The organism is Aliarcobacter cryaerophilus ATCC 43158, assembly GCF_003660105.1.
Classification (GTDB): Bacteria; Campylobacterota; Campylobacteria; order Campylobacterales; family Arcobacteraceae; genus Aliarcobacter; species Aliarcobacter cryaerophilus.
Genome location: NZ_CP032823.1, coordinates 559,028 through 582,702 on the forward strand (window position 1 = coordinate 559,028; position 23,675 = coordinate 582,702).

Here is a 23,675-nt window from a genome sequence, read left to right on the forward strand (position 1 = left end):
ACTAAATTATGAAACAAACAACTATCTACTATAAAACAAGTAATACTCTAATAAATAAACTAAAAGTTAGAGATGATATAAAAATTTTAAAAAAATCATCTTTTATTACAAAGTTTTTTTCAAAAAAAAGATATCCAGATATATATTTTCATAGTGGAGAATTAGATGAAAATTCAATAGATTTTATAAAAAATTCCAAATTTGTAGTTACAAACTCATTTTCAAATCTAAATCTAATTTTAGCAAAAACAAAAATAAGCCATGAAAAAATAAAAGTTATTTATCCAAGTGTTGATTTAAAATATCAAAAAGCAAAAGAGTTAAAAGAAAAATATAAAGAGAGATTTTCTCTTACAGTAAACACAAAAATTATATTTTTTACAGCAAAAAATTTTAAAACAAGTGGAATAAAAGAGTTTTTACAAATAGTTTCAAATCTTTCATTTATTGATTTTAAAGTTATTATTGCAGGAACAAAACAACAATTGGCAGCTTTGGAATTTACATTACCAAAATATTCAAAATTAGAACCAAAAATTATATTGCTAGATGAAAGTAAAGAGAGATTAGATGAAATCTATCTCATAAGTGATGTTTTTTTACTTCCAAGCTATAACAAGAATATTGCGAGTAGTGTTATAAAAGCTATGTTTTGTAAATGTGTAGTTTTTTCTACTATGAATAATGATGCAAAAGAGATATTAGATGTTTATGCGACAATGGAAAATCCAAGTGACCCTAGTACATCTTTTAAAATAGATGCTATTTTATTTGATGAAAATGAACTTAAAAAAATTAAAAAACAAAATAGAAATATTGCACTTGAAATGAGTTTAGATAAAAATATTGACAAATTTAATGATATTTTAACAAAAATTTAACTCTAACTTAAGAATTTTAAGATAGAATTCTGAATTATTTTTCACTATAAAAAAGGAATACCAAAATGGCAAGAAGATGTGCAATTTCTGGAAAAGGACCTATGGTTGGAAACAACGTAAGTCATGCTAAAAACAGAACTAAAAGAAGATTTTTACCAAATATTAGAACAGTTAGAGTTACATTAGAAGATGGAACAACAACTAAGTTAAAAATTTCTGCAAAAGAGTTAAGAACTCTTAAAAAACACTCATAATTAAGCACTAGAATAAGTGCTTAAATGAGCATTTTCATAAAACTCAAAAAATATTTCAAATGGGAATATAATTCAAATATTCCACAATATGATCTAAATCCTATTATATACTCAAAACTAAAACCAATTAGATCGCCTTTGATTTTAATTCAAATCCTTATGATGGTTGGTACTTTGGCTTATGTTTATTTAGAAGACTATACCATCATGCAAGCTATTTTTCAAACATCTTATACTATTACAAATACTGGTTTTGGTGCTTTAAATGAATCAAATTTTAAAAATGAGACAATATTATTTACTGTATTTTTAATGTTAGCTGGGTTTATGAGTTTAATCTTTGCAGTTGGAGTTGTAATTGATGTTTTTACAAATGGTAATTTAAGAGAACTTTTAAGGGAGAGAAGAATGCTTTACAAAATAGCAAGATTAAGAAGACACTTTGTTTTGTGTTATCACAATGAATATACTGCACAAGTTGCAAAACAGTTTAGAGAAAATCAAATTCCTTTTGTGGTTGTTGATTCAAGTGATGATATTGAAGCTATTGCAAAAGAGCATGGTTATCCATATTTTGTAAAAGAAGAACCATATAAAGAAGAAGCTTTCTTAAAATCTCATTTAAGTTCGGCAAAAGGAGTTATTACTTTATCAAAAAATATCTCTGATAATATTACGCTTATAGCATCTGTAAGACTTTATGAAAAAGAGTTAGAAAGAAATCCATATTTGATTATAGCAAATGCTGAAACTCACAATGAAAAAGTAAGACTTAAAAAACTAGGAGCGAATAAAGTTGTTGCACCTCCTTCTTTAATGGCAAAAAGAGTAAGTGCTATGGCAATAAGCCCTGATATGGAAAATATTTTAGATGAATTTTTATACAAAAAAGATAGTCCAATAACAATGGAAGATCTTTTAATAAAAGAGAATTCTTGGATAGTTGGAAAAGAGTTACGAGAACTAAATTTAAGAGATACTCTTAGAATATCTATTATTGGAATAACTGAATCAAGTGGAGCTTTTGTTCAACTTCCAAATGGAGACAAAGTTATAAATAAAAACTCTAAACTTTTAATTGTTGGTTCACAAAAAGGTCTTTTTAAAGCAAAAAGAGTTTTAAATTTAACAAATCAACCGAAGGAATTATAATAATGTTTACAATTTTACCAATAAAAGGTTACATTGATCAAATAAATGGATTTTGTTGTGATGGAATCCATGCTGGACTTAAACCAAATGGAAATAATGATTTAGGATTTATATATACAAAAGAGGCTTGTACAGTTGCAGCAATTTTTACAGAAAATAAATTTCAAGCAGCACCATTAAAACATTTTTTGCAATATGGTGAAAATTTTAAAACAAATTTTGTTTTAATTAATTCAAAAAATGCAAATGCCTTGACTGGAAGAAAAGGAATAGAAGATATAAATACTCTTTTTTCTAAATTAGACTTTGCTAATGAAAAATTGATAAACCCACTTATGAGCAGTACAGGAGTTATAGGGAATCCATTACCAATTGAAAAATTAGTAGCTGGTTCTCAAAAGTTTGATTTAACAGCTAAAAATGGTGAAAATTTATCTAAAGCAATTATGACAACAGATGCATATCCTAAAACTTGCCTTTATGAAGTTAGACTTGAAGATGGAAGCTCATTTAAAATAGGAGCTGTTGCAAAAGGTGCTGGAATGATAAATCCAAATTTAGCAACTATGCTTTGTTTTATTTGTACGGATGCGGCTGCTTCTTATGAAGATATAAAAGAGGCATTAAATAAAAATAAAGAGACAACTTTTAATGCAATTTCTGTTGATGGAGATACTTCAACAAATGATACTGTAATGGTATTAGCAAATGGAAAATCAAATGCTTATGATAAAGAAGCATTTAGTGAAGCTTTAAGATTAGTAATGCATGATATGGCAATGTTAATGGTAGCTGATGGGGAGGGTGCAAAAAAAGTTGCAGCTTTTGAAGTAAAAAATGCAGCAACGAAAGAAGATGCAATAAAAGCAGCAAAAGCTTTATCAAATTCACTTTTAGTTAAAACAGCACTTTTTGGTGAAGACCCAAACTTTGGAAGAATTGCTTCAACAATTGGAGCTTCTCAAATAGCTTGTGATGATGAAAAACTAGTAATTTCATATAATGATGTTGTAGTATTTAATAAAGGAGAAATCTGTTTTGACTCTATTATTGAGCAAAAAGCAGCAGATGTTTTAAAAAAAGACCAATACAAAATTATTTGTGATATTGGTTTAGGAGATGAGAGTTTTACAGCTTATGGTTGTGATTTAGGATACAAGTATGTAGAAATTAATGCTGATTATAGAAGTTAATATTAAGAACTTTTTATATATAATCTCGATTAAAATTTTAAACAAGGATAGATAATGCTTCACGAACACAGAGATGTAATTGCAGAATTAAGACAAAAAGATGCACACTTTACTAAAGTTTTTGATAAACATAATGACTTAGATCATGAAATCACAAACTTAGAAAATTCACATGCTGACCAATTTACTATTGAGGCAAAGAAAAAAGAAAAATTAAAACTTAAAGATGAAATTTACTCTATGATAGTAAAATATAAAGCTGAAAAATAGTTTTAAAAGCATATTTAATATTTAAAAAAGGAAGTAGAGTTTTCTCTGCTTCCTTTTTTTTATAAAAAACTATTCCTAAGTATAAATTAGCTAAAATAAAAACAATTTTTTTAAGAAAACTTTATATTAAAGGCCTTATTTTATGGAAAACCTTTTTGAGAACCAAGATATTGTAGATATAAATATTGAAGATAGTGTAAAAGCTTCATATTTAGATTACTCTATGAGTGTTATTATTGGACGTGCATTACCAGATGCAAAAGATGGATTAAAACCAGTTCATAGAAGAATTTTGTATGCAATGCATGATTTAAATTTAACTTCAAAAGTTGCATATAAAAAATCTGCAAGGATTGTTGGAGATGTTATAGGAAAGTACCATCCTCATGGTGATACTTCTGTTTACGATGCACTTGTAAGAATGGCTCAAAGTTTCTCTATGAGAGCACCTTTGGTTGATGGGCAAGGAAACTTCGGTTCTGTTGATGGTGATAGTGCAGCTGCAATGAGATATACAGAAGCTAGAATGACTAGAATTGCAGAAGAAGTTTTAAGAGATTTAGATAAAGATACTGTAAATTTTGTACCAAACTATGATGATACGATGAAAGAACCAGCAGTTCTTCCTACACGTGTTCCAACTCTTTTATTAAATGGAAGTGAAGGTATAGCTGTAGGAATGGCAACAAAAATTCCACCTCATAATCTTGGCGAACTTTTAGATGCAATTTTACATTTAATTGATAATCCAAGTTCTGAAGCAATAGATTTAATGGAATTTATTCAAGGTCCAGATTTCCCAACTGGTGGAACAATCTTTGGAAGAAGAGGAATCATTGATGCTTATAACACTGGACGAGGACGTGTTAGAATTAGAGCAAAACATCATATAGAATCAAAAGCAAAAAAAGATGTTGTTGTTATTGATGAGTTACCATATCAAGTCAATAAAGCAAGATTAATTGAACTTATTGCAAATTTAGCAAAAGATAAGCAAATCGAAGGAATTGCAGAAGTTAGAGATGAATCTGATAGAGATGGAATTAGAGTTGTAATTGAGCTAAAAAAAGATGCAATGGCTGAAATTGTATTAAACAATCTTTATAAATCAACTCCTATGGAGACAACATTTGGAATTATATTGCTTGCAGTTTACAATAAAGAGCCAAAAGTATTTAATCTTCCAGAAATTTTAAATATTTTCTTATCACATAGAAAAACTGTAATTATTAGAAGAACAATATTTGATTTAGAAAAAGCAAAAGCAAGAGCACATATCTTAGAAGGTTTAAAAATTGCTTTAGATAATATTGATGAAGTTGTAAAAATTATTAGAGCTAGTGCAAATGATACTGAAGCAAAAGATAATTTATCTTCAAGATTTGGTCTAAGTTCAATTCAATCTCAAGCAATATTAGATATGAGATTAGGAAGATTAACAGGTCTTCAAAGAGATAAACTTGAAGCTGAATATGCTGAACTTATGTTATTAATAGCAGAATTAGAGGCAATTTTAAGAAGTGAAGAAAAATTAAACGAAATTATAAAAGAGGAGTTAAATGAGATAAAAGAAAAATTCTCAACTCCAAGAAAAACAGAAATAGAAGACTCTTATGATGAAATTGATATTGAAGATTTAATTCCAAATGAGCCAATGGTAGTTACTATTACTCATAATGGTTATGTGAAAAGAGTTCCTATCAAATCTTATGAAAGACAAAAAAGAGGTGGAAAAGGTAAAGTTGCAGTTACAACTCATGATGATGATTTCATCGAGAGATTCTTTGTAAGTAATACTCATGATACATTAATGTTTGTTACAAATATGGGACAACTTTATTGGTTAAAAGTTTATAAAATTCCAGAGGGAAGTAGAACGGCAAAAGGAAAAGCTGTTGTAAATTTAATTAATCTAAGAGCTGATGAAAAAATTATGGCAATTATTCCAACTCCAGATTTTGATGAATCTAAATCTTTAGTATTCTTTACAAGAAATGGAGTTATAAAAAGAACATCATTAAATGAGTTCTCTAATATCAGAAGTAATGGAGTAAGAGCAATAGTTCTTGATGATACAGATGAGATTGTGACAGCTAAAATTGCAGATGTACAAACTCAATATATTATGATATTTACAAGCCTTGGTCAATGTATTAGATTTGAACTTGAAAAAACAAGAGATCAAGGAAGAAGTACAAGAGGAGTTAGAGGTATTAAGTTTAAAATTGATACAGATATTGTTGTTGATGCAGATGTAATTGATAATGAAGAACAAGAGATTCTTACAGTTTCTGAAAAAGGAATTGGAAAACGAACAACAATAGAAGAGTATAGACTTACAAATAGAGCAGGTTCAGGTGTTATTGCTATGAAATTATCACCAAAAACTGGAAATATTGTTGGTGAAGTTTTAGTTGATGATACTCAAGATTTAATGCTTTTAACTTCAATTGGAAAAATGATTAGAGTTGATATGCAGACAATTAGAAAAGCTGGAAGAAATACAAGTGGTGTAATAATTGTAAATATGGATAAAGATGATAAAGTTGTATCTATAGCAAAATGTCCAAAAGAAGATGAAGAGATAGAACTTGATGAAAATGGAAATATTATTAGATATAACGAAGATGGTGAAATAATAGAGTCTTCAAAAGATGAAGAAGAAAATTTATTAGATATTATTATAGATAACAAAGAAGAGGAATAGCAAAATGAGAAAGTTTAATGTTGCAGTTGTAGGAGCAACTGGGGCTGTTGGAGAAGAAGTATTTAGAGTTATGGAAGAGTTAAAGTTTCCAGTTAATAAAGTAATTCCACTAGCAAGCGCTAGAAGTGCTGGTTCTACAATTGAATTTTTAAATAAAGATGTTACAGTTTTAGAACTTACAGAAACTGTTTTTGAAGAACAAGAAGTTGAAATTGCATTTTTTTGTGCAGGTGGAAGTGTCTCTGAGAAATTTGCAAAACATGCTGTAAAAGCAGGAGCTGTTGTAATTGATAACACAAGTCATTTTAGAATGGATCCAAAAGTTCCACTTGTTGTTCCTGAAGTTAACCCTCAAGATATAGCACTTTGGAGAGAAACTGGAATTATTGCAAATCCAAATTGTTCAACAATTCAAATGGTTCAAAGCTTAAAACCGCTTGATGATTTATATGGTATTAAAAGAGTAGATGTTTCAACTTATCAAGCAGTTTCTGGTGCTGGAAAATCTGGAATGGAAGAGCTTGTAAAACAGATGCAAGATTTTTTTGCATTTAGATTAGATGAAACAGAAATTAAAGCATTTGCACACCAAATAGCTTTAAATGTAATTCCACAAATAGATGTTGCAATGGAAAATGGATTTACAAAAGAAGAGATGAAAATGGTAAATGAAACTCAAAAAATTATGCATAAAAACTTTCAAGTTGCAGCAACTTGTGTAAGAGTTCCAGTATTAAGATCTCATAGTGAATCTTTAACAGTTACATTTAATGATGACGTTGATGTTGATGTTAATGAAGTTAGAAATGCACTAGATAATTTTGAAAATGTAAAAGTAATAGATGATTTAGAAAATAAAAAATACCCAATGCCAATAATCTCAACTGATACAGATTACACTTATGTAGGAAGAATTAGAAAAGATGTTTATGCTTCAAATATTGTTCACTACTTTAATGTTGCAGATCAAGTAAGGGTTGGAGCTGCTACAAATGCAGTTAGAATCGGTTTGAAATGGATTGAGTTAGAAAGCAATATGTAAATGTTTGAAAAATTTTTTGAAAATGCTCTTTGGAAAAGTAGATTTATAGTAATTCTTGCTGTAATTTTTGGCTTTTTTGGATCAGTAATTTTATTTATTGTTGCAAGTGTTGATGTAATTAATGTAGCAAAATTTATTTTTACAACATTTATAAATGGAACTCATCCTGAACATTTTCATGAAGATATTGTTGCTGGAATTATTGGTGCAGTTGATCTATATTTAATAGCTGTTGTTTTATTAATATTCTCTTTTGGAATTTATGAACTATTTATTTCAAAAATAGATGCAGCTTGCACTCCAGAAGATTGTAACTCTATTTTAAATATTAGCTCACTTGATCAGCTAAAAGATAAAATAGCAAAAGTTATTATTATGGTTTTAGTAGTAAATTACTTTCAAAGAGTTTTACATACAAAATATGAAACACCACTTGAGTTACTATATTTTGCATTAGCAATAGTAGCACTTGCTGTTGGACTTTACTTCACGGGTAAAGTTGGGAAAAAATAAAAAAAGGAATTAATTATGTCAAAAATTTTTGTAGATGCATGTTTTAGAAGACCAACTCCTTATACTCCAGTTTGGATGATGAGACAAGCAGGAAGATATCTAAAAGAGTATATGGAAGTTCGATCAAAAGCTGGAAATTTTTTAAATCTTTGCCATAATCCAAAACTTGCTGCTGAAGTTACTATTCAGCCTCTTGATATTGTAGGAGTTGATGCTGCAATTTTATTTAGTGATATTTTAGTAATTCCAAATGAGATGGGAATGCACCTTGAATTTTTACAAGGAGAAGGTCCTGTTTTTAAAGATCCAATTAAAACTGAAGCTGATTTGGATAAATTAATTGGTGGTGAAGAAGCTGCTAATAAATTAACTTATGTTTATGAAACTATAAAACTTTTAAAAGAACAATTGCCACAAGATAAAGCTTTAATAGGATTTACAGGAGCACCTTGGACATTAGCAACTTATATGATTGAAGGTCAAGGAACAAAAACATATAATCTTTGTAAAAAAATAATGTATTCTAATCCAGAATTTTTACATAAAATTTTAAGAAAAGTAACAGATGTTATTAAATTTTATTTAGAAAAACAAATCCAAGCTGGTGCTGATGTTGTTCAAATATTTGATTCTTGGGCATCTGCTATAGAGCCAGGTCGTTATGATGAGTTTTCTTGGAAATATATGGTTGAAATAGCTGAATATATAAAAGATAAATATCCTCATATCCCAGTTATTATGTTTCCAAAAGGAGTTGCTTCTTTTATTGAAAGAGGGCTAGTTTATGGTAACTTTGATGTATTTGGAGTAGATTGGGGAACACCAATGGCACTAGCAAAAGAGAAACTTGGAAGCAAATATGTGCTTCAAGGCAATATGGAGCCATGTAGATTATATTCAAAAGAAGAGACAACAAAATGTGTTGAAGCGATTCAGAATGTAATGTGTGGAGAAGGACATATATTTAATTTAGGACATGGTATTTTACCTGATGTTCCAGTTGAAAATGCAATTCATTTCGTAAAAGAGTGTCAAAAGGTGAGTAAAAAGTAGTAGTTGTTGCTACTTTTAATCTTATTTGTAATAAATTTTATAAAATTCTAAATTTATTACAAATACTCTTGACAATAAATTTTATTTTTACTATAATTCCACCCCATTAACGATAAAGAAAGATTCCGGCATAGCTCAGCGGTAGAGTAGATGACTGTTAATCATTTGGTCCCTGGTTCGATCCCAGGTGCCGGAGCCATTTTTTCTTTTTAATGATTTTTAATTTCCGGCATAGCTCAGCGGTAGAGTAGATGACTGTTAATCATTTGGTCCCTGGTTCGATCCCAGGTGCCGGAGCCATTTTATAATTTTATTAAAATTAGAGTTCTTTAAAATAGATATGAAGTTTAAGAAGTAATCTTTGTAAACTAAATATAATGATTGTTAAAAGTAAAAAAAATGAAACAAGATATAAATAGTAAAATATTTATTACTTGTCTATAAATTTGAGTGATAATTTTGTAATTAAGTAATTAAAAACAAAAATGTCAGTTTCAACACTACATAAAGATTAGAGTAAGATTTAATCAAAAATTTATGGAGAGTTTGATCCTGGCTCAGAGTGAACGCTGGCGGCGTGCTTAACACATGCAAGTCGAACGAGAACGGATTATAGCTTGCTATAATTGTCAGCTAAGTGGCGCACGGGTGAGTAATGTATAGGTAATATGCCTCTTACTAAGGGATAACAATTGGAAACGATTGCTAATACCTTATACTCCTTGTTAACTTAAGTTAATAAGGGAAAGATTTATTGGTAAGAGATTAGCCTGTATTGTATCAGTTAGTTGGTGGGGTAATGGCCTACCAAGACAATGACACATAACTGGTTTGAGAGGATGATCAGTCACACTGGAACTGAGACACGGTCCAGACTCCTACGGGAGGCAGCAGTGGGGAATATTGCACAATGGACGAAAGTCTGATGCAGCAACGCCGCGTGGAGGATGACACATTTCGGTGCGTAAACTCCTTTTATATGAGAAGATAATGACGGTATTATATGAATAAGCACCGGCTAACTCCGTGCCAGCAGCCGCGGTAATACGGGGGGTGCAAGCGTTACTCGGAATCACTGGGCGTAAAGAGCATGTAGGCGGATTGATAAGTTTGAAGTGAAATCCTATAGCTTAACTATAGAACTGCTTTGAAAACTGTTAATCTAGAATGTGGGAGAGGTAGATGGAATTTCTGGTGTAGGGGTAAAATCCGTAGAGATCAGAAGGAATACCGATTGCGAAGGCGATCTACTGGAACATTATTGACGCTGAGATGCGAAAGCGTGGGGAGCAAACAGGATTAGATACCCTGGTAGTCCACGCCCTAAACGATGTACACTAGTTGTTGTGAGACTTGATCTTGCAGTAATGCAGTTAACACATTAAGTGTACCGCCTGGGGAGTACGGTCGCAAGATTAAAACTCAAAGGAATAGACGGGGACCCGCACAAGCGGTGGAGCATGTGGTTTAATTCGACGATACACGAAGAACCTTACCTGGACTTGACATAGTAAGAACTTTCTAGAGATAGATTGGTGTCTGCTTGCAGAAACTTATATACAGGTGCTGCACGGCTGTCGTCAGCTCGTGTCGTGAGATGTTGGGTTAAGTCCCGCAACGAGCGCAACCCTCGTGTTTAGTTGCTAACAGTTCGGCTGAGAACTCTAAACAGACTGCCTACGCAAGTAGGAGGAAGGTGAGGACGACGTCAAGTCATCATGGCCCTTACGTCCAGGGCTACACACGTGCTACAATGGGATATACAAAGAGCCGCAATACGGTGACGTGGAGCAAATCTTATAAAATATCTCCCAGTTCGGATTGTAGTCTGCAACTCGACTACATGAAGTTGGAATCGCTAGTAATCGTAGATCAGCTATGCTACGGTGAATACGTTCCCGGGTCTTGTACTCACCGCCCGTCACACCATGGGAGTCGAACTCATTCGAAGCGGGGATGCTAAAATAGCTACCTTCCACAGTGGATTTGGCGACTGGGGTGAAGTCGTAACAAGGTAACCGTAGGAGAACCTGCGGTTGGATCACCTCCTTTCAAAGAAAAAGTATTAAGATTTGTTTCTTAATATAAATAAAAAAGAAAAAAACTACTTTTAACAACATATATTTAGTTTGTAAAGATTATTTGGAAGAACAACAGATAATTTATAGGTAAATATGGGCCTATAGCTCAGCTGGCTAGAGCGCTCGACTGATAATCGTGAGGTCTCAGGTTCAAGTCCTGATAGGCCCACCATTATGGGGAATTAGCTCAGCTGGGAGAGCGCCTGCTTTGCACGCAGGAGGTCAGCGGTTCGATCCCGCTATTCTCCACCATATGTATATAAAGAATAAGAGATTAGATATAAGCTTTTAAATAAATAAGAGTTTATATCTGGTTTTAATCAGAAACGTTACGTTGAATAACTTTAGTTATTTAAAGTAGTATGATATTTAAAAATATAATGTTAAAGTCTTTAAAATTTTTTCGTAAAGTTAAATAGAAATATTTAATTTTAAATAAAAAATTTCATATCTAAAATTTAATAGAGATATTAAAAACTATAGATAACACAACTATATTGTTAAACTATATGTTTAATAAGATAGTAGCCAAAGAATATTATCAAATTTAGAGTAATTTTAATTAATTACTCTAGGCAAAAAAAGTAGATCTAAATTTATTTAGATTTAATAATAAGCTATTAAGGGCTAATGGTGGATGCCTTGACTGTAAGAGGCGATGAAGGACGTATTAGGCTGCGATAAGCCTCGGGGAGTTGCCAAAGAGCTTTGATCCGAGGATTTCCGAATGGGGCAACCCAGCATAGTGAGAACTATGTTACCCTACGGGGAGCGAACCTGGTGAAGTGAAACATCTCAGTAGCCAGAGGAAGAGAAATCAAATGAGATTCCCATAGTAGCGGCGAGCGAACTGGGATTAGGACAAACCCAATGCTTGCATTGGGGGTTGTAGGACTATAATGTGTAATTAAAGAGAATAGATGAATTAGTTGGAAAACTAGAGCATAGAAGGTGATACTCCTGTAATTAAAATTCTCAATAATACTAATAGTATCCTGAGTAGGTCGGAACACGTGATATTTTGACTGAAGCTGGGGGGGACCACCCTCCAATCCTAAATACTACTTACAGATCGATAGTGAACAAGTACCGTGAGGGAAAGGTGAAAAGTACTGCAGCGAGCAGAGTGAAATAGAACCTGAAACCATTAGCTTACAATCATTCAGAGCCCTATGATTTATCAGGGTGATGGACTGCCTTTTGCATAATGAGCCTGCGAGTTGTGGTGTCTGGCAAGGTTAAGCCAAGTGCGAAGCCGTAGCGAAAGCGAGTCTTAATAGGGCGACATAGTCAGATGCTGCAGACCCGAAACGAAGTGATCTATCCATGAGCAGGTTGAAGCTGGTGTAAGAGCCAGTGGAGGACCGAACCCATTGACGTTGAAAAGTCTCGGGATGACTTGTGGATAGGGGTGAAAGGCCAATCAAACTTCGTGATAGCTGGTTCTCTCCGAAATATATTTAGGTATAGCCTTGTGTTGTAGCATATAGGGGTAAAGCACTGAATGGGCTAGGGCTGCTTACCGCGGTACCAAACCCTATCAAACTATGAATACTATATGTGGAATCACAGGAGTCAGGCGGTGGGTGATAAAATCCGTCGTCGAGAGGGGAACAACCCAGACTAACAGCTAAGGTCCCTAAGTTACATCTAAGTGGAAAACGATGTGGAGTTACTGTGACAACCAGGAGGTTGGCTTAGAAGCAGCCATCCTTTAAAGAAAGCGTAACAGCTCACTGGTCTAGTGATTCTGCGCGGAAAATATAACGGGGCTAAGATGTACACCGAAGCTTTAGATTCGAATTTATTCGAGTGGTAGGAGAGCGTTCTATTCAGCGTTGAAGGTATACCGGTAAGGAGTGCTGGAGCGGATAGAAGTGAGCATGCAGGCATGAGTAGCGATAATTAAGGTGAGAATCCTTAACGCCGAAAACCCAAGGTTTCCTACGCGATGCTCGTCATCGTAGGGTTAGTCGGGTCCTAAGTCGAGACTGAAAAGTGTAGACGATGGCAAATTGGTTAATATTCCAATACCAACATATAAGCGCGATGTGGGGACGCATAGAGTTAATCGAGCTCACTGATGGAATAGTGGGTCGAAGGACGTAGGTTGTTAAGTAGGCAAATCCGCTTAACGTTAGACCGAGATCTTACAGGCTCTTGACACTCTTCGGAGGAGATGGAGAATCGATGATACTGTCGTGCCAAGAAAAGCCACTAAGTTTATTATATGTTGCCCGTACCGTAAACCGACACAGGTGGGTGGGATGAGTATTCTAAGGCGCGTGGAAGAACCCTCTTTAAGGAACTCTGCAAAATAGCACCGTATCTTCGGTATAAGGTGTGCCTACTTTGGTATATGGACTTGCTCCAAAAAGCTAGAGAGGTTGCAACAAAGAGTCCCTCCCGACTGTTTACCAAAAACACAGCACTTTGCTAACACGTAAGTGGATGTATAAGGTGTGACGCCTGCCCGGTGCTCGAAGGTTAACTGATGATGTCAGCGCAAGCGAAGCATTTGATTGAAGCCCGAGTAAACGGCGGCCGTAACTATAACGGTCCTAAGGTAGCGAAATTCCTTGTCAGTTAAATACTGACCTGCATGAATGGCGTAACGAGATGGGAGCTGTCTCAAAGAGGGATCCAGTGAAATTGTAGTGGAGGTGAAAATTCCTCCTACCCGCGGAAAGACGGAAAGACCCCGTGCACCTTTACTACAGCTTGACACTGTAGCTTGGATATTCATGTGCAGGATAGGTGGGAGGCTATGATGACTAGACGCAAGTAGAGTCGGAGCCATCCTTGAGATACCACCCTTGAATATTTGAGTTACTAACTGCGATGAGTTATCCTCATTCAGGACAATGTCTGGTGGGTAGTTTGACTGGGGCGGTCGCCTCCTAAATAGTAACGGAGGCTTACAAAGGTTAGTTCAAAGCGGTTGGAAATCGCTTGTTGAGTATAATGGCATAAACTAGCTTGACTGTGAGACCTACAAGTCGAACAGAGACGAAAGTCGGTCATAGTGATCCGGTGGTTCTGCGTGGAAGGGCCATCGCTCAAAGGATAAAAGGTACGCCGGGGATAACAGGCTGATCTCCCCCAAGAGCTCACATCGACGGGGAGGTTTGGCACCTCGATGTCGGCTCATCGCATCCTGGGGCTGTAGTCGGTCCCAAGGGTATGGCTGTTCGCCATTTAAAGCGGTACGCGAGCTGGGTTCAGAACGTCGTGAGACAGTTCGGTCCCTATCTTCCGTGGGCGTAGGAAAGTTGAAGAGATTTGTCCCTAGTACGAGAGGACCGGGATGAACCAACCACTGGTGTACCAATTGTTCTGCCAAGAGCATCGTTGGGTAGCCACGTTGGGATGTGATAAGAGCTGAAAGCATCTAAGCTCGAAGCCAACTCTAAGATGAACTTTCCCTGAAGTTCCCAGCAAGACTAGCTGGTTGATAGGCTGGGTGTGTAATGGGTGTAAGCCCTTTAGCTGACCAGTACTAATAGAACGTTTGGCTTATTTTTAACAATTTTCTTTGGTTTACTATCTTATTAAGCATATTTACTTATGTTTAATTTGTGTTGATTATATATAGTTATACAAATATGAAATTAGCTTTTTTAGCTATAAAGACTTTAGCATTAAATTTCTCAAATCACAATTTGAGTGTTAAGAGTTTATTACAAGCTTTTATCACTCAAATTTGCTGGTGGTCAAAGAGAAGTGGAAATACCCAGCCCCATTCCGAACCTGGTAGTCAAGCACTTCATCGCCGATAATACTGCAGGGTCCCCTTGTGGAAACGTAGGTCGCTGCCAGCTCATTGAGTTTTTTAAACACCCAACCCACCAAGAGCTTATCTTGTCTTACTCTATTTAAGTAGGTCAAGGTAAGCTTTTTTATTGCTTTTTTATTCCAATACAAATAAATCTTTTATACACCCTTCCTTTTTTTTAACAGATAATTTAATATATATTTTTGTTTTTTTTATGATATAATTTTTTACACTACAATTTCAAGGAGGGAACATGAAAAAATTTGTTGCTATTTTAGCTATTTTTACTGCTTTATTTTTAGGGGCTATAGATCTTCAAACTGCTTCAAAAAGTGAGTTAATGCAAATTAAGGGAGTAGGAGATAAAAAAGCTGATGCTATTATTGAGTATAGAAAAACAAACACTATAAACTCTGCTGAGGACTTAAAAAACATAAAAGGGTTTGGCGATACTATTATAGACAATGTAAAAAAGGATATAAAAGAAAAGCCTATTTCATCTAAAAAAGATGAAAAATCAAAGAGTGATGACATAAAAGATTCAAAGAAAACTAAAAACTCTAAATCTGACAATTAAAATTCTGTACTCTTTCTATAACTTATGAAGAGCCTTATTATGGCTCTTCTTAATCTCTGTTTACATTTAATATATCATTATTAATAATTTTTTTAAACCATCTTTCTTTTATGAATAAATATTCATATTTAATTCATTAAAAATTCATATTCAAAGATTAAACTTGCCAAAATTAAAAGGAGAGTCTTTGATATTACATGCTTATAAAGCACTGATTGCAAATAAATTAAAAACATTTTTAATCATAATAAGTCTTATATTTTCTATTGTTTCAATATTTTTAATTAGTTCTATTTCAAATGGTGTTATCTCTATGTACTCTTCAATGTTAAAAAGTGATGGAGATATAATAGTTACTCAAGCTAAAATTTCTGATACATTTTTTTCAAATGTTGATATAAATTTGATTAAAGAAATAGAATCTTTAAAAAATGTAAAAGAAGCTGGGGCAATTATAGTTGGTGCAAGTCCTGTTGAGAAACTTCCTATTGTAGCTATTTATGGAGCAAGTCAAAATAGATTTAAAAATTATCAATTAGAAATAGGAAACTATCCTTTTGATAATCAGGCTATTGTTGGTGAATCAATTTTTAAGCAACTTGAAAATAAAAAAGAAGTTCAAATTGGAAATAAAACTTTTAAAATTTCTGGTGTTTTTAAAAGTGAAATAGGATTTGAAAATGGTGGAATAGTTTTAAATATAGTAGATGCTGGAGAGATTTTCAATAAATCTGCTTCAATTATTTTAGTAAATGCAGCTTTGAATTCAGATATTGAAGAGATTATAAAAGAGATAAAAACTTTATCAAAAGAGATTGATGTTAAATCTACACAAAATTTTGTGGATAATTATAATCAATTTAAAATAATAAAAACATCATCAAATGTTATTTCATTTATAGCTTTTTTTCTTGGATTACTTGGAATTGTAAGCCTTATGAGTATAACTGTAAATCAAAGAAAAAGTGAATTTGGAATTAAAAGAGCTTTAGGTATAAAAACTTATAAAATTGTTTATTCAATAATAATTGAAAGCTTTTTTATTGGATTATTTAGTTTTATTTGTGCATTTATTTTTTCAAATATTGTTCTATTTTTTATAAAAAATGTAAAAACTTTACAAGGGTATGTAAATGGTGAAATTAGTTTTGATTTAACTATTTATGTTTTTATAACATCTATTTTAATGGTAATTATTGGTTCAATAATACCTGCACTAAATGCAGCAAAAACAGATCCAGTTCTTTTAATCCAAGGAAATAAAATATGATAAAAATTAAAAACTTAAGTCATTATTATAATAATGACAAAGCTTTGGAAAATATAAATTTAGAGATAAATAAAGGTGATTTTATATGTTTAGTTGGGGAAAGTGGAAGTGGAAAATCTACTCTTTTATCAATAATCTCAACTCTATTAAAACCAACGAAAGGTGAACTATTTTTTGAAGATTTAAATTATAAACATATTAAAGATATTGATGATTTTAGAAGAATAAATATTGGTTTTATCTTTCAATTTCACTATTTAATAAACTATTTAACAGTTATAGAAAATATAAAACTAGCAAATGAAAAATCAACTACTGATGAAATTTATAACTTACTAAAAATTTTAGGAATAGATAATTTAGCAAATAAATATCCAAATGAAATTTCAGGAGGACAAAGACAAAGAGTTGCAATTGCTAGGGCTTTAATAAATAAACCAAAAGTAATTATTGCCGATGAACCAACTGGAAACTTAGATTCAAAAAACTCTTTAAATGTTTTTGAAATATTTAAAAAATTAAGTCAAGAGAAAGTTACTGTAATAGTAGCAACTCACGATAAAAATTTAGCACAAATTGCAAATAAAATTTATGAGGTAAAAGATGGAAAAATCAATTAATTTTGAGAATTTTATAAACAAGAATTTTAAAATATCTATTGTGTTTTTTGCAATTGGACTATTTTTTGGAATTGGATATTCATTAAATTTAATAGGATTTATTATTGATTCACAAACATTAAATCCTGCAAATTTAAGAGCTGTACATATTAGTTTGATGCTTTATGGATTTGTTCCTTTAATGCTTTCATATTTACCTTTTTTACTTATTAATAAAGAGGTTGGTATCTGTAAAGAAGGATTAAAATATCTAAATATTTACACTCAAATTTGGTATATATTTCTAATTTTTATGATATTTTCACTACTTTTAGGAAAAAATAGAGGTTTAGCATTTTATGATTTTGCATATGAATTAAATTTTTTACTAGCATTTGCAGGATTATTTTATATTCTAGCTTTATATAAATTTATAAAACTTTATAAAGTTATTCCTTTGTGGATAAAAGTATGTTTGAAAATAGTAGTTATTGCTCCTATTGCCCTTTTGATTTTAATGAATCCAACTATTGGTCAAGTTGAAAGTACAGTAAGTGGTCCTCATGGAGATAACACTTTAGGAATGAGTTTGGCTTTAATTCCTATTTACTATTTAATCATAAAACTTTTAAATATTACAGAATTTAAAGCTAGATGGAATATTTTATGGATTATTCCAACACTCTTTTATCTTGGAACAGTATTGTATAGAATATTTTTTGAACCTTTAACATACAATCAAGAGTTGTTTGCTCAATATTTAACTCTTTTATATATTCCACTTTTATACAGATGGTATAAAGATAGCAATATTTTAGCTCCTGCTAAAAAAGCTCTTCTAATTTCAATATTAGCTTTCTTATTTGTTGATATTGAAGGAAATATTTTATTTATTCCTGAAATTAGATGGTTATTTCATAGAAATGATTTAATAGTAGCACATGCACATGTTGCAATGGGAATTGGAGTGTTTTTTATGGTTATAGCTATGTTTATAAATCATATAAAGGAGCTTCACGTAGCAAAATATCTAAATATATATTTAGTTGGAATTTTAGGAATATTTTTTTCTCTTAGTATTTCAGGTTTTTCACAAGCTGGATTTATTTCAATATCTACTTATAATTTATGGATATTTAGAACAATATTTGGTCTTGTTGCTTTTGGATTTATATTTGCTTTTATCAAATTAAAAACATCTTATTCAAACTTAAGTTTTTATAATTTAATGGGTGTTTTAAGTGATGGATTAGGTGGAGTTTTTTTAATACTACTTGCTAGCTTTTTATATCCAATTTTAGGATTTAGTTTTAGTGGAATTTATGAATATGTTGTTTTTACTTTTGTAAGTATGACGGGAGTTATTCACTACTTTGCTTTAAAATACGAAGCTTATGAAACTATTCTAACAAAAATTAGTTTAGTTATTAGAATATTTGTTAGTTCTATGTTTTTTGCTTTGTATGCTTCAGGAAAACTTGGAATTGAAGCTCTTTTAATTTCACTTTTTGACCTAACATTTATTTTCGTTTACTTAATCTTTTTTCAATCAAAGGAGTATTTATGCAAAGATTAATATTAATCTTTTTTATAGCTAGCGAGTTGTGCTATTATCTACTTATAGCACAAACAGGAATTGTTGAATATTTTTCATCAGATTTATTTTTAATTGCACCACTTCCTATTGGAGGAGTTATTGGTTCTTTATTAATTTCATATATAAAATTAGATAATAAAATAACACTATTTTTAATAGCTCAATTAATTGTAAGTTTTTTATATCCAAATTATAATTTTTTAACACTTTTCTTTTTAGGTTTTATAGTTGGTAGTATCGCTCCCATGGTAATAAATGAAATTAAAAAAACTTCACTTATAGAACTTGGTTTTGCTTTAAGTTTATCTTATGTTACAGGAACTATTTTATTTAATTATGAAGTATCTCAAAGAGAAATTATTGCTGTTGTACTTACAACTATTACTTTATTTTGTTCTTTATTTTTACCTAAAAATAAAGAAGAACAAAGTTTAAATAAAGTAAATCACTCTTTAATCATAATGGTTTTATGGGTATTTTTAGATTCTTCTTTATTTGAATCTCTTTCAAGAGATTTAGCTGTTTCTATTTGGAGAGGTGGTTTTACTTTTGAAATAGCTTTATTTCATATTATTGGTTTAGTTTGTGCTTTATACTTTAAAATTGAGAAAAATCAAAATGAGTTGTTTATATTGATACTTTTTGCTCTTTCATATCTTTTATATTTTTTAAGAGAGGGGTTTATATTATCAATGATTTATCCATTTGTAATATCTTATTACAATGTTGTTATTCTTCAATCAATTAGAAATAAAGATTTTAGAACTATCTCATTTTTTATGATATTAATTGGATGGATGGCTTCTGGTTCTGGACTTTTTGTAGCGTTAACAAATATGATATTTATTGTTCCAATTGTAATTTTATTAGCAATATTTAAAGTACTTAGCAAAGAATATCCACTAAATAATAAGGAGATTAAATATGTTTAAAAAATTATTTTTTACTTTGGCTTTAGGTCTTAGTTTATATGCAAGTAATTTATCAGTATCAAATAGTGCTATTATGGCTCAAACTGAAGTTTTTGGAGATAGTCAAATTACTCCAATAACAAGGGATATAAAAGGTGAGCTAACTATTGAAAATAGTTTAGAATCAATAAGAGGTAATATTTATTTTAAAACAATTACTCTTATTAGTGATAAAAAAGATAGAGATGAGAATATGTATAAACTTTTAAGAGTTGATAAATTTGAAACAATATCTTTTGATATAAAAAATATCATAAAAAATGAAATTAACTATGACATAAGTGGTGTTTTAACATTAAATGGTATTTCTAAAGATATTATTGTTAAAAGTGATATAAGTGAAGAGAAGAGTAATATCTTACTTAATGGAAAATTTTCTTTTAATCTAACAGATTTTAATTTAGAACCACCTTCAATGCTATTTTTTAAAGTTAGAAATCAAATAGATATTACTTACAAAATTTATTTGAAAAGATAAGAAATGATAAAAAAAGTTCTATTATTGGTAATTATTACAAACTTTATGTTTGCGGGGAATTTAAAACTTGGTGCTAAAGTAAATAATTTTTCACTTGTAGATCAATTTGATGAAATCCATACTATTACTAGTGATATTGAAACTATAATTGTAACTTTCCAAAAAGAGACTCTTATGATGGTAAATGATTTTTTATCATCGAAGAGCTCACTATTTTTAAAAGAGCATCACGCAATTTTTATAAATAATCTCTCATCAACTCCAACAATTATTACAAAAATGTTTATAATTCCTAAATTAAGAGATTATAAATATAGTATTTTATTAATTTATGATGAAAGTAATACAAGATTTGCAAAACAAAACGATAAAATAACTACTTATTCTTTTGAAAATGGAGTAGTAAAAGATATAAAATTTATATCTTCTGCAAATGAACTAAGTAATTTATTAAAATGAATTTAGAAAATATTTTTCAAACTATAGAAATAAATGTTGAAAATAAAAAATTAAATGATTTGAGAATTCTTCATTTAAGTGATTTACACATAAATAAAAAAACTTCAAATGAAAAAATTATTAACTTAGTAGAATTTTGCAACACTTTAGATTTTGATTTTTGTGTAATAACTGGGGACATAATAGATACAAAAGTAAAATTTATAAAAGAACAACTTTGTGTTTTAAATAAGTTAAAAAATAGAGTTTTTTACATAAGTGGAAATCATGACCTATTTTATGGATTAGAAGATTTAAAAAAAGAGTTACAAAATTTTATTTTTATGGATAATAAAACATTTATGATTAATCATAAAAATGAGAATATTTATATTTCTGGACTTCCAGATAGATTTTCAAAATTTTTTAAAATCAAAAGAGAAGATGAAAAAATAAAAGATTATTTAAAACAATCGCCTTCTATTTTTATTTCTCATCAACCAAAAGATTATAAAATTGCTACAAAATCAAATGCCTCTCTTTTTCTATGTGGACACACTCACGGTGGGCAAATTTATCCATTTCACTATTTTGTAAAGCTTGTTCAACCCTTTTTAGCTGGACTTTTTTACAGAAAAAATACAGCTATTTATGTAAACAAAGGAGTTGGAACTTGGGGTATAAATTTTAGATATAAAGCAAATGCAGAGATAACTATATTGAAATTAATTTCAAAAACAGTAGAATAGCTTTATGAAGATATTAATAATAGAAGATGACTTAAAAATAATAAACTTTTTGAAAAAAGGTTTAGAAGAAGAGTGTTATGTAGTTGATTTTGCTACAAATGGAGATGAAGGTCTTTATCTTGCTAGTGTAAATGAATATGACCTAATCTTACTTGATATAATGATTCCAATTAAAGATGGAATAGAAGTTTGTAAAAGCTTAAGAGGTTCAAATATTCAAACACCAATTATTATGTTAACAGCAAAAGATTCAATTGAAGATAAAGTAAAAGGTTTGGATATTGGAGCAAATGATTATTTAGCGAAACCTTTTTCTTTTGCTGAATTATTAGCAAGAATTAGAGTTCAACTAAGAACTATAAACTCTTCATCAACAAAACTTTCAATAGCAGATTTAGAAGTTGATTTATTAAACAAAACAGCAGTTAGAGCTAATAAAAATATAACTCTAACTGCAAAAGAGTTTTCACTTTTAGAATATTTAATTAAAAATAAAAATAGAGTTTTAAGTGAAACAACAATAAATGAGGCTTTATCATCTTTTGAAGATTCAAATATAAGTAATATCGTAAATGTATATATTTATAGATTAAGAAATAAAATAGATAAAGATTTCGAAAAGAAACTTATTAAAACCATAAGAGGAATAGGATTTAAAATTAGTGAAGATTAATTTATCAATAAAAAAAAGGCTTTTAGTCTATCATTTTTTCATACAAATTATTGTTTTGGTAATTTTTTCATTCTCTTTGTATAAAGCTGTAGAAATTTCAACTATAGATAAACTTGAAGCAACTCTAAAAGTTATAATCCTTGATATTACGGATGATTTACAAGAAAAAGATAAAATTACAGAAACTCTTTTAGATGAAGAAAAAGAGTATAAATATGAGCCACTTTTTATTAGAATTTTAAATGATAAAAACTTTGAAAAAATAATTCAAACAGATAATTTTCCAAAAGATATTATAAAAAATGAAAAATATTTATCTAATTTAAAACTAAATACTATAAATTTTGAAGAACAAAATAACTATTTTATTAGTAGAATAAAGATTAATTTTCATGGAGAACAAACTGTAATTATAGAAGCTATTACAACAAAAGATGTTATAACAACAACTCTAGAAAATCTCCTTTATATATTGTATTTTATTCTTCCAATAATCTTAGTTTTTGCAGTTATTGGTGGAAATTTTATAATTTATAAATCATTTTTTCCTTTTCAAAATATTTTAGAAGAGTTAAAACAGATAAATGCAAATGATTTATCATCAAGATTAAAAATAAGTGATACTAAAGATGAAATTTCTGAATTAGTAAATGAAATAAACAATCTTTTAAGTAGACTTGAAAACTCATTTGAAAAAATTTCTCAGTTTAGTTCAGATGCTTCTCATGAATTAAAAACTCCACTTACTATAATAAAAGGCGAATTAGAAATTTCATTAAGAAAAGATAGAAATATAGATGAATATAAAGATACTATAAATAGATCTTTGTGCGAACTTTCAGGAATAGAGCAGACAATAAATGATCTGTTGTTTTTAGCTAAAAATGAAAATGAGATTATTACAGATAAAAAAGAGTTTTTTTATTTAGATGAAATTGTAGATGAATCAATAAATGAACTAAAAAATTTTGCAAAACTTCATAAAGTTCAGATAGTTTTTGAAGTTCAAGATAATTTAGAGTTTTTTGGTTTTCCAAATTTATTAAAAATTGCAATAAAAAATGTTTTGAAAAATGCTATTCAATTTAGTTTTGAAAATTCAAAAGTGATAGTGAAAATATTTAAAAAAGATAATTTATTAAATGTTTCAATTAAAGATTTTGGAATAGGAATTCCATTAAATGAACAAGAAAAAATATTTGATAAATTTTATAGAACAGATAAAAGTAGAAATAAAAACTCTGGAGGAACTGGACTTGGTATGTCAATTTTAAAGAAAATAGTAGATATTCACAAAGGAGAAATAACTATAAAAAGTGAAGAGAATAAAGAAACGACAATAACTTTATCTTTTAATTCTAAATAAAGAGCTACTATTTTTAAGTATTAAAATTTATGTATA

The 23,675-nt window shown here is 30.1% G+C and carries 19 protein-coding genes, 4 tRNA genes and 3 rRNA genes; all 26 read left to right on the forward strand.

Annotated features, from left to right (window positions below; all coding sequences use genetic code 11):
* Positions 1-8 precede the first annotated feature (8 nt).
* The 26 genes from ACRYA_RS02755 to ACRYA_RS02880 all read left to right on the forward strand — a co-directional run bounded on the left by ACRYA_RS02755 (position 9) and on the right by ACRYA_RS02880 (position 23,639).
* Complete coding sequence (locus ACRYA_RS02755) at positions 9-881, forward strand: glycosyltransferase (RefSeq protein WP_105916711.1); 873 nt, start codon at positions 9-11, stop codon at positions 879-881.
* Between the two features lie 65 nt (positions 882-946).
* Positions 947-1,135: a 50S ribosomal protein L28 gene (rpmB, locus tag ACRYA_RS02760; RefSeq protein ID WP_066152839.1), complete on the forward strand. Its 189-nt coding sequence runs from the start codon at positions 947-949 to the stop codon at positions 1,133-1,135.
* A 24-nt stretch (positions 1,136-1,159) separates the two neighbouring features.
* A complete protein-coding gene (locus ACRYA_RS02765) occupies positions 1,160-2,287 on the forward strand; it encodes a potassium channel family protein (protein ID WP_105916710.1) in 1,128 nt (375 codons plus the stop codon).
* Between the two features lie 2 nt (positions 2,288-2,289).
* Positions 2,290-3,480, forward strand: coding sequence for a bifunctional glutamate N-acetyltransferase/amino-acid acetyltransferase ArgJ (gene argJ / locus ACRYA_RS02770; protein WP_105916709.1), 1,191 nt, complete (start codon positions 2,290-2,292; stop codon positions 3,478-3,480).
* Positions 3,481-3,534: 54 nt separating this feature from the next.
* On the forward strand, positions 3,535-3,750 hold the full coding sequence (locus tag ACRYA_RS02775; RefSeq protein ID WP_105916708.1) for an HP1242/YdcH family protein: 216 nt from the start codon (positions 3,535-3,537) through the stop codon (positions 3,748-3,750).
* Between the two features lie 142 nt (positions 3,751-3,892).
* Positions 3,893-6,457: a DNA gyrase subunit A gene (gyrA, locus tag ACRYA_RS02780; protein ID WP_105916707.1), complete on the forward strand. Its 2,565-nt coding sequence runs from the start codon at positions 3,893-3,895 to the stop codon at positions 6,455-6,457.
* Positions 6,458-6,461: 4 nt separating this feature from the next.
* Positions 6,462-7,499 (forward strand): aspartate-semialdehyde dehydrogenase, encoded by a 1,038-nt coding sequence (locus ACRYA_RS02785; RefSeq protein ID WP_105916706.1) that lies wholly within the window; start codon positions 6,462-6,464, stop codon positions 7,497-7,499.
* Positions 7,500-8,012, forward strand: a complete 513-nt coding sequence (locus ACRYA_RS02790; protein WP_105912468.1) for a YqhA family protein — start codon at positions 7,500-7,502, stop codon at positions 8,010-8,012.
* Positions 8,013-8,027: 15 nt separating this feature from the next.
* Positions 8,028-9,065, forward strand: a complete 1,038-nt coding sequence (gene hemE, locus ACRYA_RS02795; protein ID WP_105916705.1) for a uroporphyrinogen decarboxylase — start codon at positions 8,028-8,030, stop codon at positions 9,063-9,065.
* 124 nt (positions 9,066-9,189) lie between these two features.
* Positions 9,190-9,264 (forward strand) — tRNA-Asn (locus ACRYA_RS02800).
* Positions 9,265-9,290: 26 nt separating this feature from the next.
* A tRNA-Asn gene (locus ACRYA_RS02805) sits at positions 9,291-9,365 on the forward strand.
* Positions 9,366-9,599: 234 nt separating this feature from the next.
* Positions 9,600-11,117, forward strand: a 16S ribosomal RNA gene (locus tag ACRYA_RS02810).
* A 124-nt stretch (positions 11,118-11,241) separates the two neighbouring features.
* Positions 11,242-11,318, forward strand: a tRNA-Ile gene (locus ACRYA_RS02815).
* A 4-nt stretch (positions 11,319-11,322) separates the two neighbouring features.
* A tRNA-Ala gene (locus ACRYA_RS02820) sits at positions 11,323-11,398 on the forward strand.
* 358 nt (positions 11,399-11,756) lie between these two features.
* Positions 11,757-14,670: ribosomal RNA gene (locus tag ACRYA_RS02825) — 23S ribosomal RNA — on the forward strand.
* Positions 14,671-14,851: 181 nt separating this feature from the next.
* A 5S ribosomal RNA gene (gene rrf / locus ACRYA_RS02830) occupies positions 14,852-14,967 on the forward strand.
* The 16S, 23S and 5S rRNA genes sit together here with 4 tRNA genes alongside, the layout of an rRNA operon.
* 207 nt (positions 14,968-15,174) lie before the next feature.
* Positions 15,175-15,498 (forward strand): ComEA family DNA-binding protein, encoded by a 324-nt coding sequence (locus ACRYA_RS02835; protein WP_121443276.1) that lies wholly within the window; start codon positions 15,175-15,177, stop codon positions 15,496-15,498.
* Between the two features lie 187 nt (positions 15,499-15,685).
* A complete protein-coding gene (locus ACRYA_RS02840; RefSeq protein WP_105916451.1) occupies positions 15,686-16,768 on the forward strand; it encodes an ABC transporter permease in 1,083 nt (360 codons plus the stop codon).
* The gene (locus ACRYA_RS02845; RefSeq protein WP_105916446.1) at positions 16,765-17,388 is read left to right on the forward strand and encodes an ABC transporter ATP-binding protein; all 624 of its coding nucleotides are present in this window, start codon (positions 16,765-16,767) and stop codon (positions 17,386-17,388) included. The genes ACRYA_RS02840 and ACRYA_RS02845 overlap by 4 nt, the downstream gene beginning before the upstream one ends.
* Positions 17,372-18,943, forward strand: a complete 1,572-nt coding sequence (locus ACRYA_RS02850) for a hypothetical protein (RefSeq protein ID WP_105916445.1) — start codon at positions 17,372-17,374, stop codon at positions 18,941-18,943. The genes ACRYA_RS02845 and ACRYA_RS02850 overlap by 17 nt, the downstream gene beginning before the upstream one ends.
* Complete coding sequence (locus ACRYA_RS02855; protein WP_105916444.1) at positions 18,931-19,896, forward strand: hypothetical protein; 966 nt, start codon at positions 18,931-18,933, stop codon at positions 19,894-19,896. The genes ACRYA_RS02850 and ACRYA_RS02855 overlap by 13 nt, the downstream gene beginning before the upstream one ends.
* Positions 19,889-20,413 (forward strand): YceI family protein, encoded by a 525-nt coding sequence (locus ACRYA_RS02860; RefSeq protein ID WP_105916443.1) that lies wholly within the window; start codon positions 19,889-19,891, stop codon positions 20,411-20,413. The genes ACRYA_RS02855 and ACRYA_RS02860 overlap by 8 nt, the downstream gene beginning before the upstream one ends.
* Before the next feature lie 3 nt (positions 20,414-20,416).
* On the forward strand, positions 20,417-20,872 hold the full coding sequence (locus ACRYA_RS02865; RefSeq protein WP_105916442.1) for a hypothetical protein: 456 nt from the start codon (positions 20,417-20,419) through the stop codon (positions 20,870-20,872).
* Positions 20,869-21,600, forward strand: a complete 732-nt coding sequence (locus ACRYA_RS02870) for a metallophosphoesterase (RefSeq protein WP_105916441.1) — start codon at positions 20,869-20,871, stop codon at positions 21,598-21,600. The genes ACRYA_RS02865 and ACRYA_RS02870 overlap by 4 nt, the downstream gene beginning before the upstream one ends.
* Positions 21,601-21,604: 4 nt before the next feature.
* Complete coding sequence (locus ACRYA_RS02875) at positions 21,605-22,273, forward strand: response regulator (RefSeq protein ID WP_105916440.1); 669 nt, start codon at positions 21,605-21,607, stop codon at positions 22,271-22,273.
* The gene (locus ACRYA_RS02880) at positions 22,263-23,639 is read left to right on the forward strand and encodes a sensor histidine kinase (protein WP_105916439.1); all 1,377 of its coding nucleotides are present in this window, start codon (positions 22,263-22,265) and stop codon (positions 23,637-23,639) included. The genes ACRYA_RS02875 and ACRYA_RS02880 overlap by 11 nt, the downstream gene beginning before the upstream one ends.
* Positions 23,640-23,675 lie beyond the last annotated feature (36 nt).

What these genes read in the sequence shown, in the direction of transcription:
- argJ (WP_105916709.1), top strand. Translation starts at nt 2,290, where the DNA reads ATGTTTACAATTTTACCAATAAAAGGTTACATTGATCAAATAAATGGA.
- ACRYA_RS02865 (WP_105916442.1), top strand. Translation starts at nt 20,417, where the DNA reads ATGATAAAAAAAGTTCTATTATTGGTAATTATTACAAACTTTATGTTT.
- ACRYA_RS02860 (WP_105916443.1), top strand. Translation starts at nt 19,889, where the DNA reads ATGTTTAAAAAATTATTTTTTACTTTGGCTTTAGGTCTTAGTTTATAT.
- ACRYA_RS02765 (WP_105916710.1), top strand. Translation starts at nt 1,160, where the DNA reads ATGAGCATTTTCATAAAACTCAAAAAATATTTCAAATGGGAATATAAT.
- ACRYA_RS02870 (WP_105916441.1), top strand. Translation starts at nt 20,869, where the DNA reads ATGAATTTAGAAAATATTTTTCAAACTATAGAAATAAATGTTGAAAAT.
- gyrA (WP_105916707.1), top strand. Translation starts at nt 3,893, where the DNA reads ATGGAAAACCTTTTTGAGAACCAAGATATTGTAGATATAAATATTGAA.
- ACRYA_RS02775 (WP_105916708.1), top strand. Translation starts at nt 3,535, where the DNA reads ATGCTTCACGAACACAGAGATGTAATTGCAGAATTAAGACAAAAAGAT.
- ACRYA_RS02845 (WP_105916446.1), top strand. Translation starts at nt 16,765, where the DNA reads ATGATAAAAATTAAAAACTTAAGTCATTATTATAATAATGACAAAGCT.
- hemE (WP_105916705.1), top strand. Translation starts at nt 8,028, where the DNA reads ATGTCAAAAATTTTTGTAGATGCATGTTTTAGAAGACCAACTCCTTAT.
- ACRYA_RS02855 (WP_105916444.1), top strand. Translation starts at nt 18,931, where the DNA reads ATGCAAAGATTAATATTAATCTTTTTTATAGCTAGCGAGTTGTGCTAT.
- ACRYA_RS02875 (WP_105916440.1), top strand. Translation starts at nt 21,605, where the DNA reads ATGAAGATATTAATAATAGAAGATGACTTAAAAATAATAAACTTTTTG.
- ACRYA_RS02755 (WP_105916711.1), top strand. Translation starts at nt 9, where the DNA reads ATGAAACAAACAACTATCTACTATAAAACAAGTAATACTCTAATAAAT.
- ACRYA_RS02835 (WP_121443276.1), top strand. Translation starts at nt 15,175, where the DNA reads ATGAAAAAATTTGTTGCTATTTTAGCTATTTTTACTGCTTTATTTTTA.
- rpmB (WP_066152839.1), top strand. Translation starts at nt 947, where the DNA reads ATGGCAAGAAGATGTGCAATTTCTGGAAAAGGACCTATGGTTGGAAAC.
- ACRYA_RS02790 (WP_105912468.1), top strand. Translation starts at nt 7,500, where the DNA reads ATGTTTGAAAAATTTTTTGAAAATGCTCTTTGGAAAAGTAGATTTATA.
- ACRYA_RS02785 (WP_105916706.1), top strand. Translation starts at nt 6,462, where the DNA reads ATGAGAAAGTTTAATGTTGCAGTTGTAGGAGCAACTGGGGCTGTTGGA.
- ACRYA_RS02850 (WP_105916445.1), top strand. Translation starts at nt 17,372, where the DNA reads ATGGAAAAATCAATTAATTTTGAGAATTTTATAAACAAGAATTTTAAA.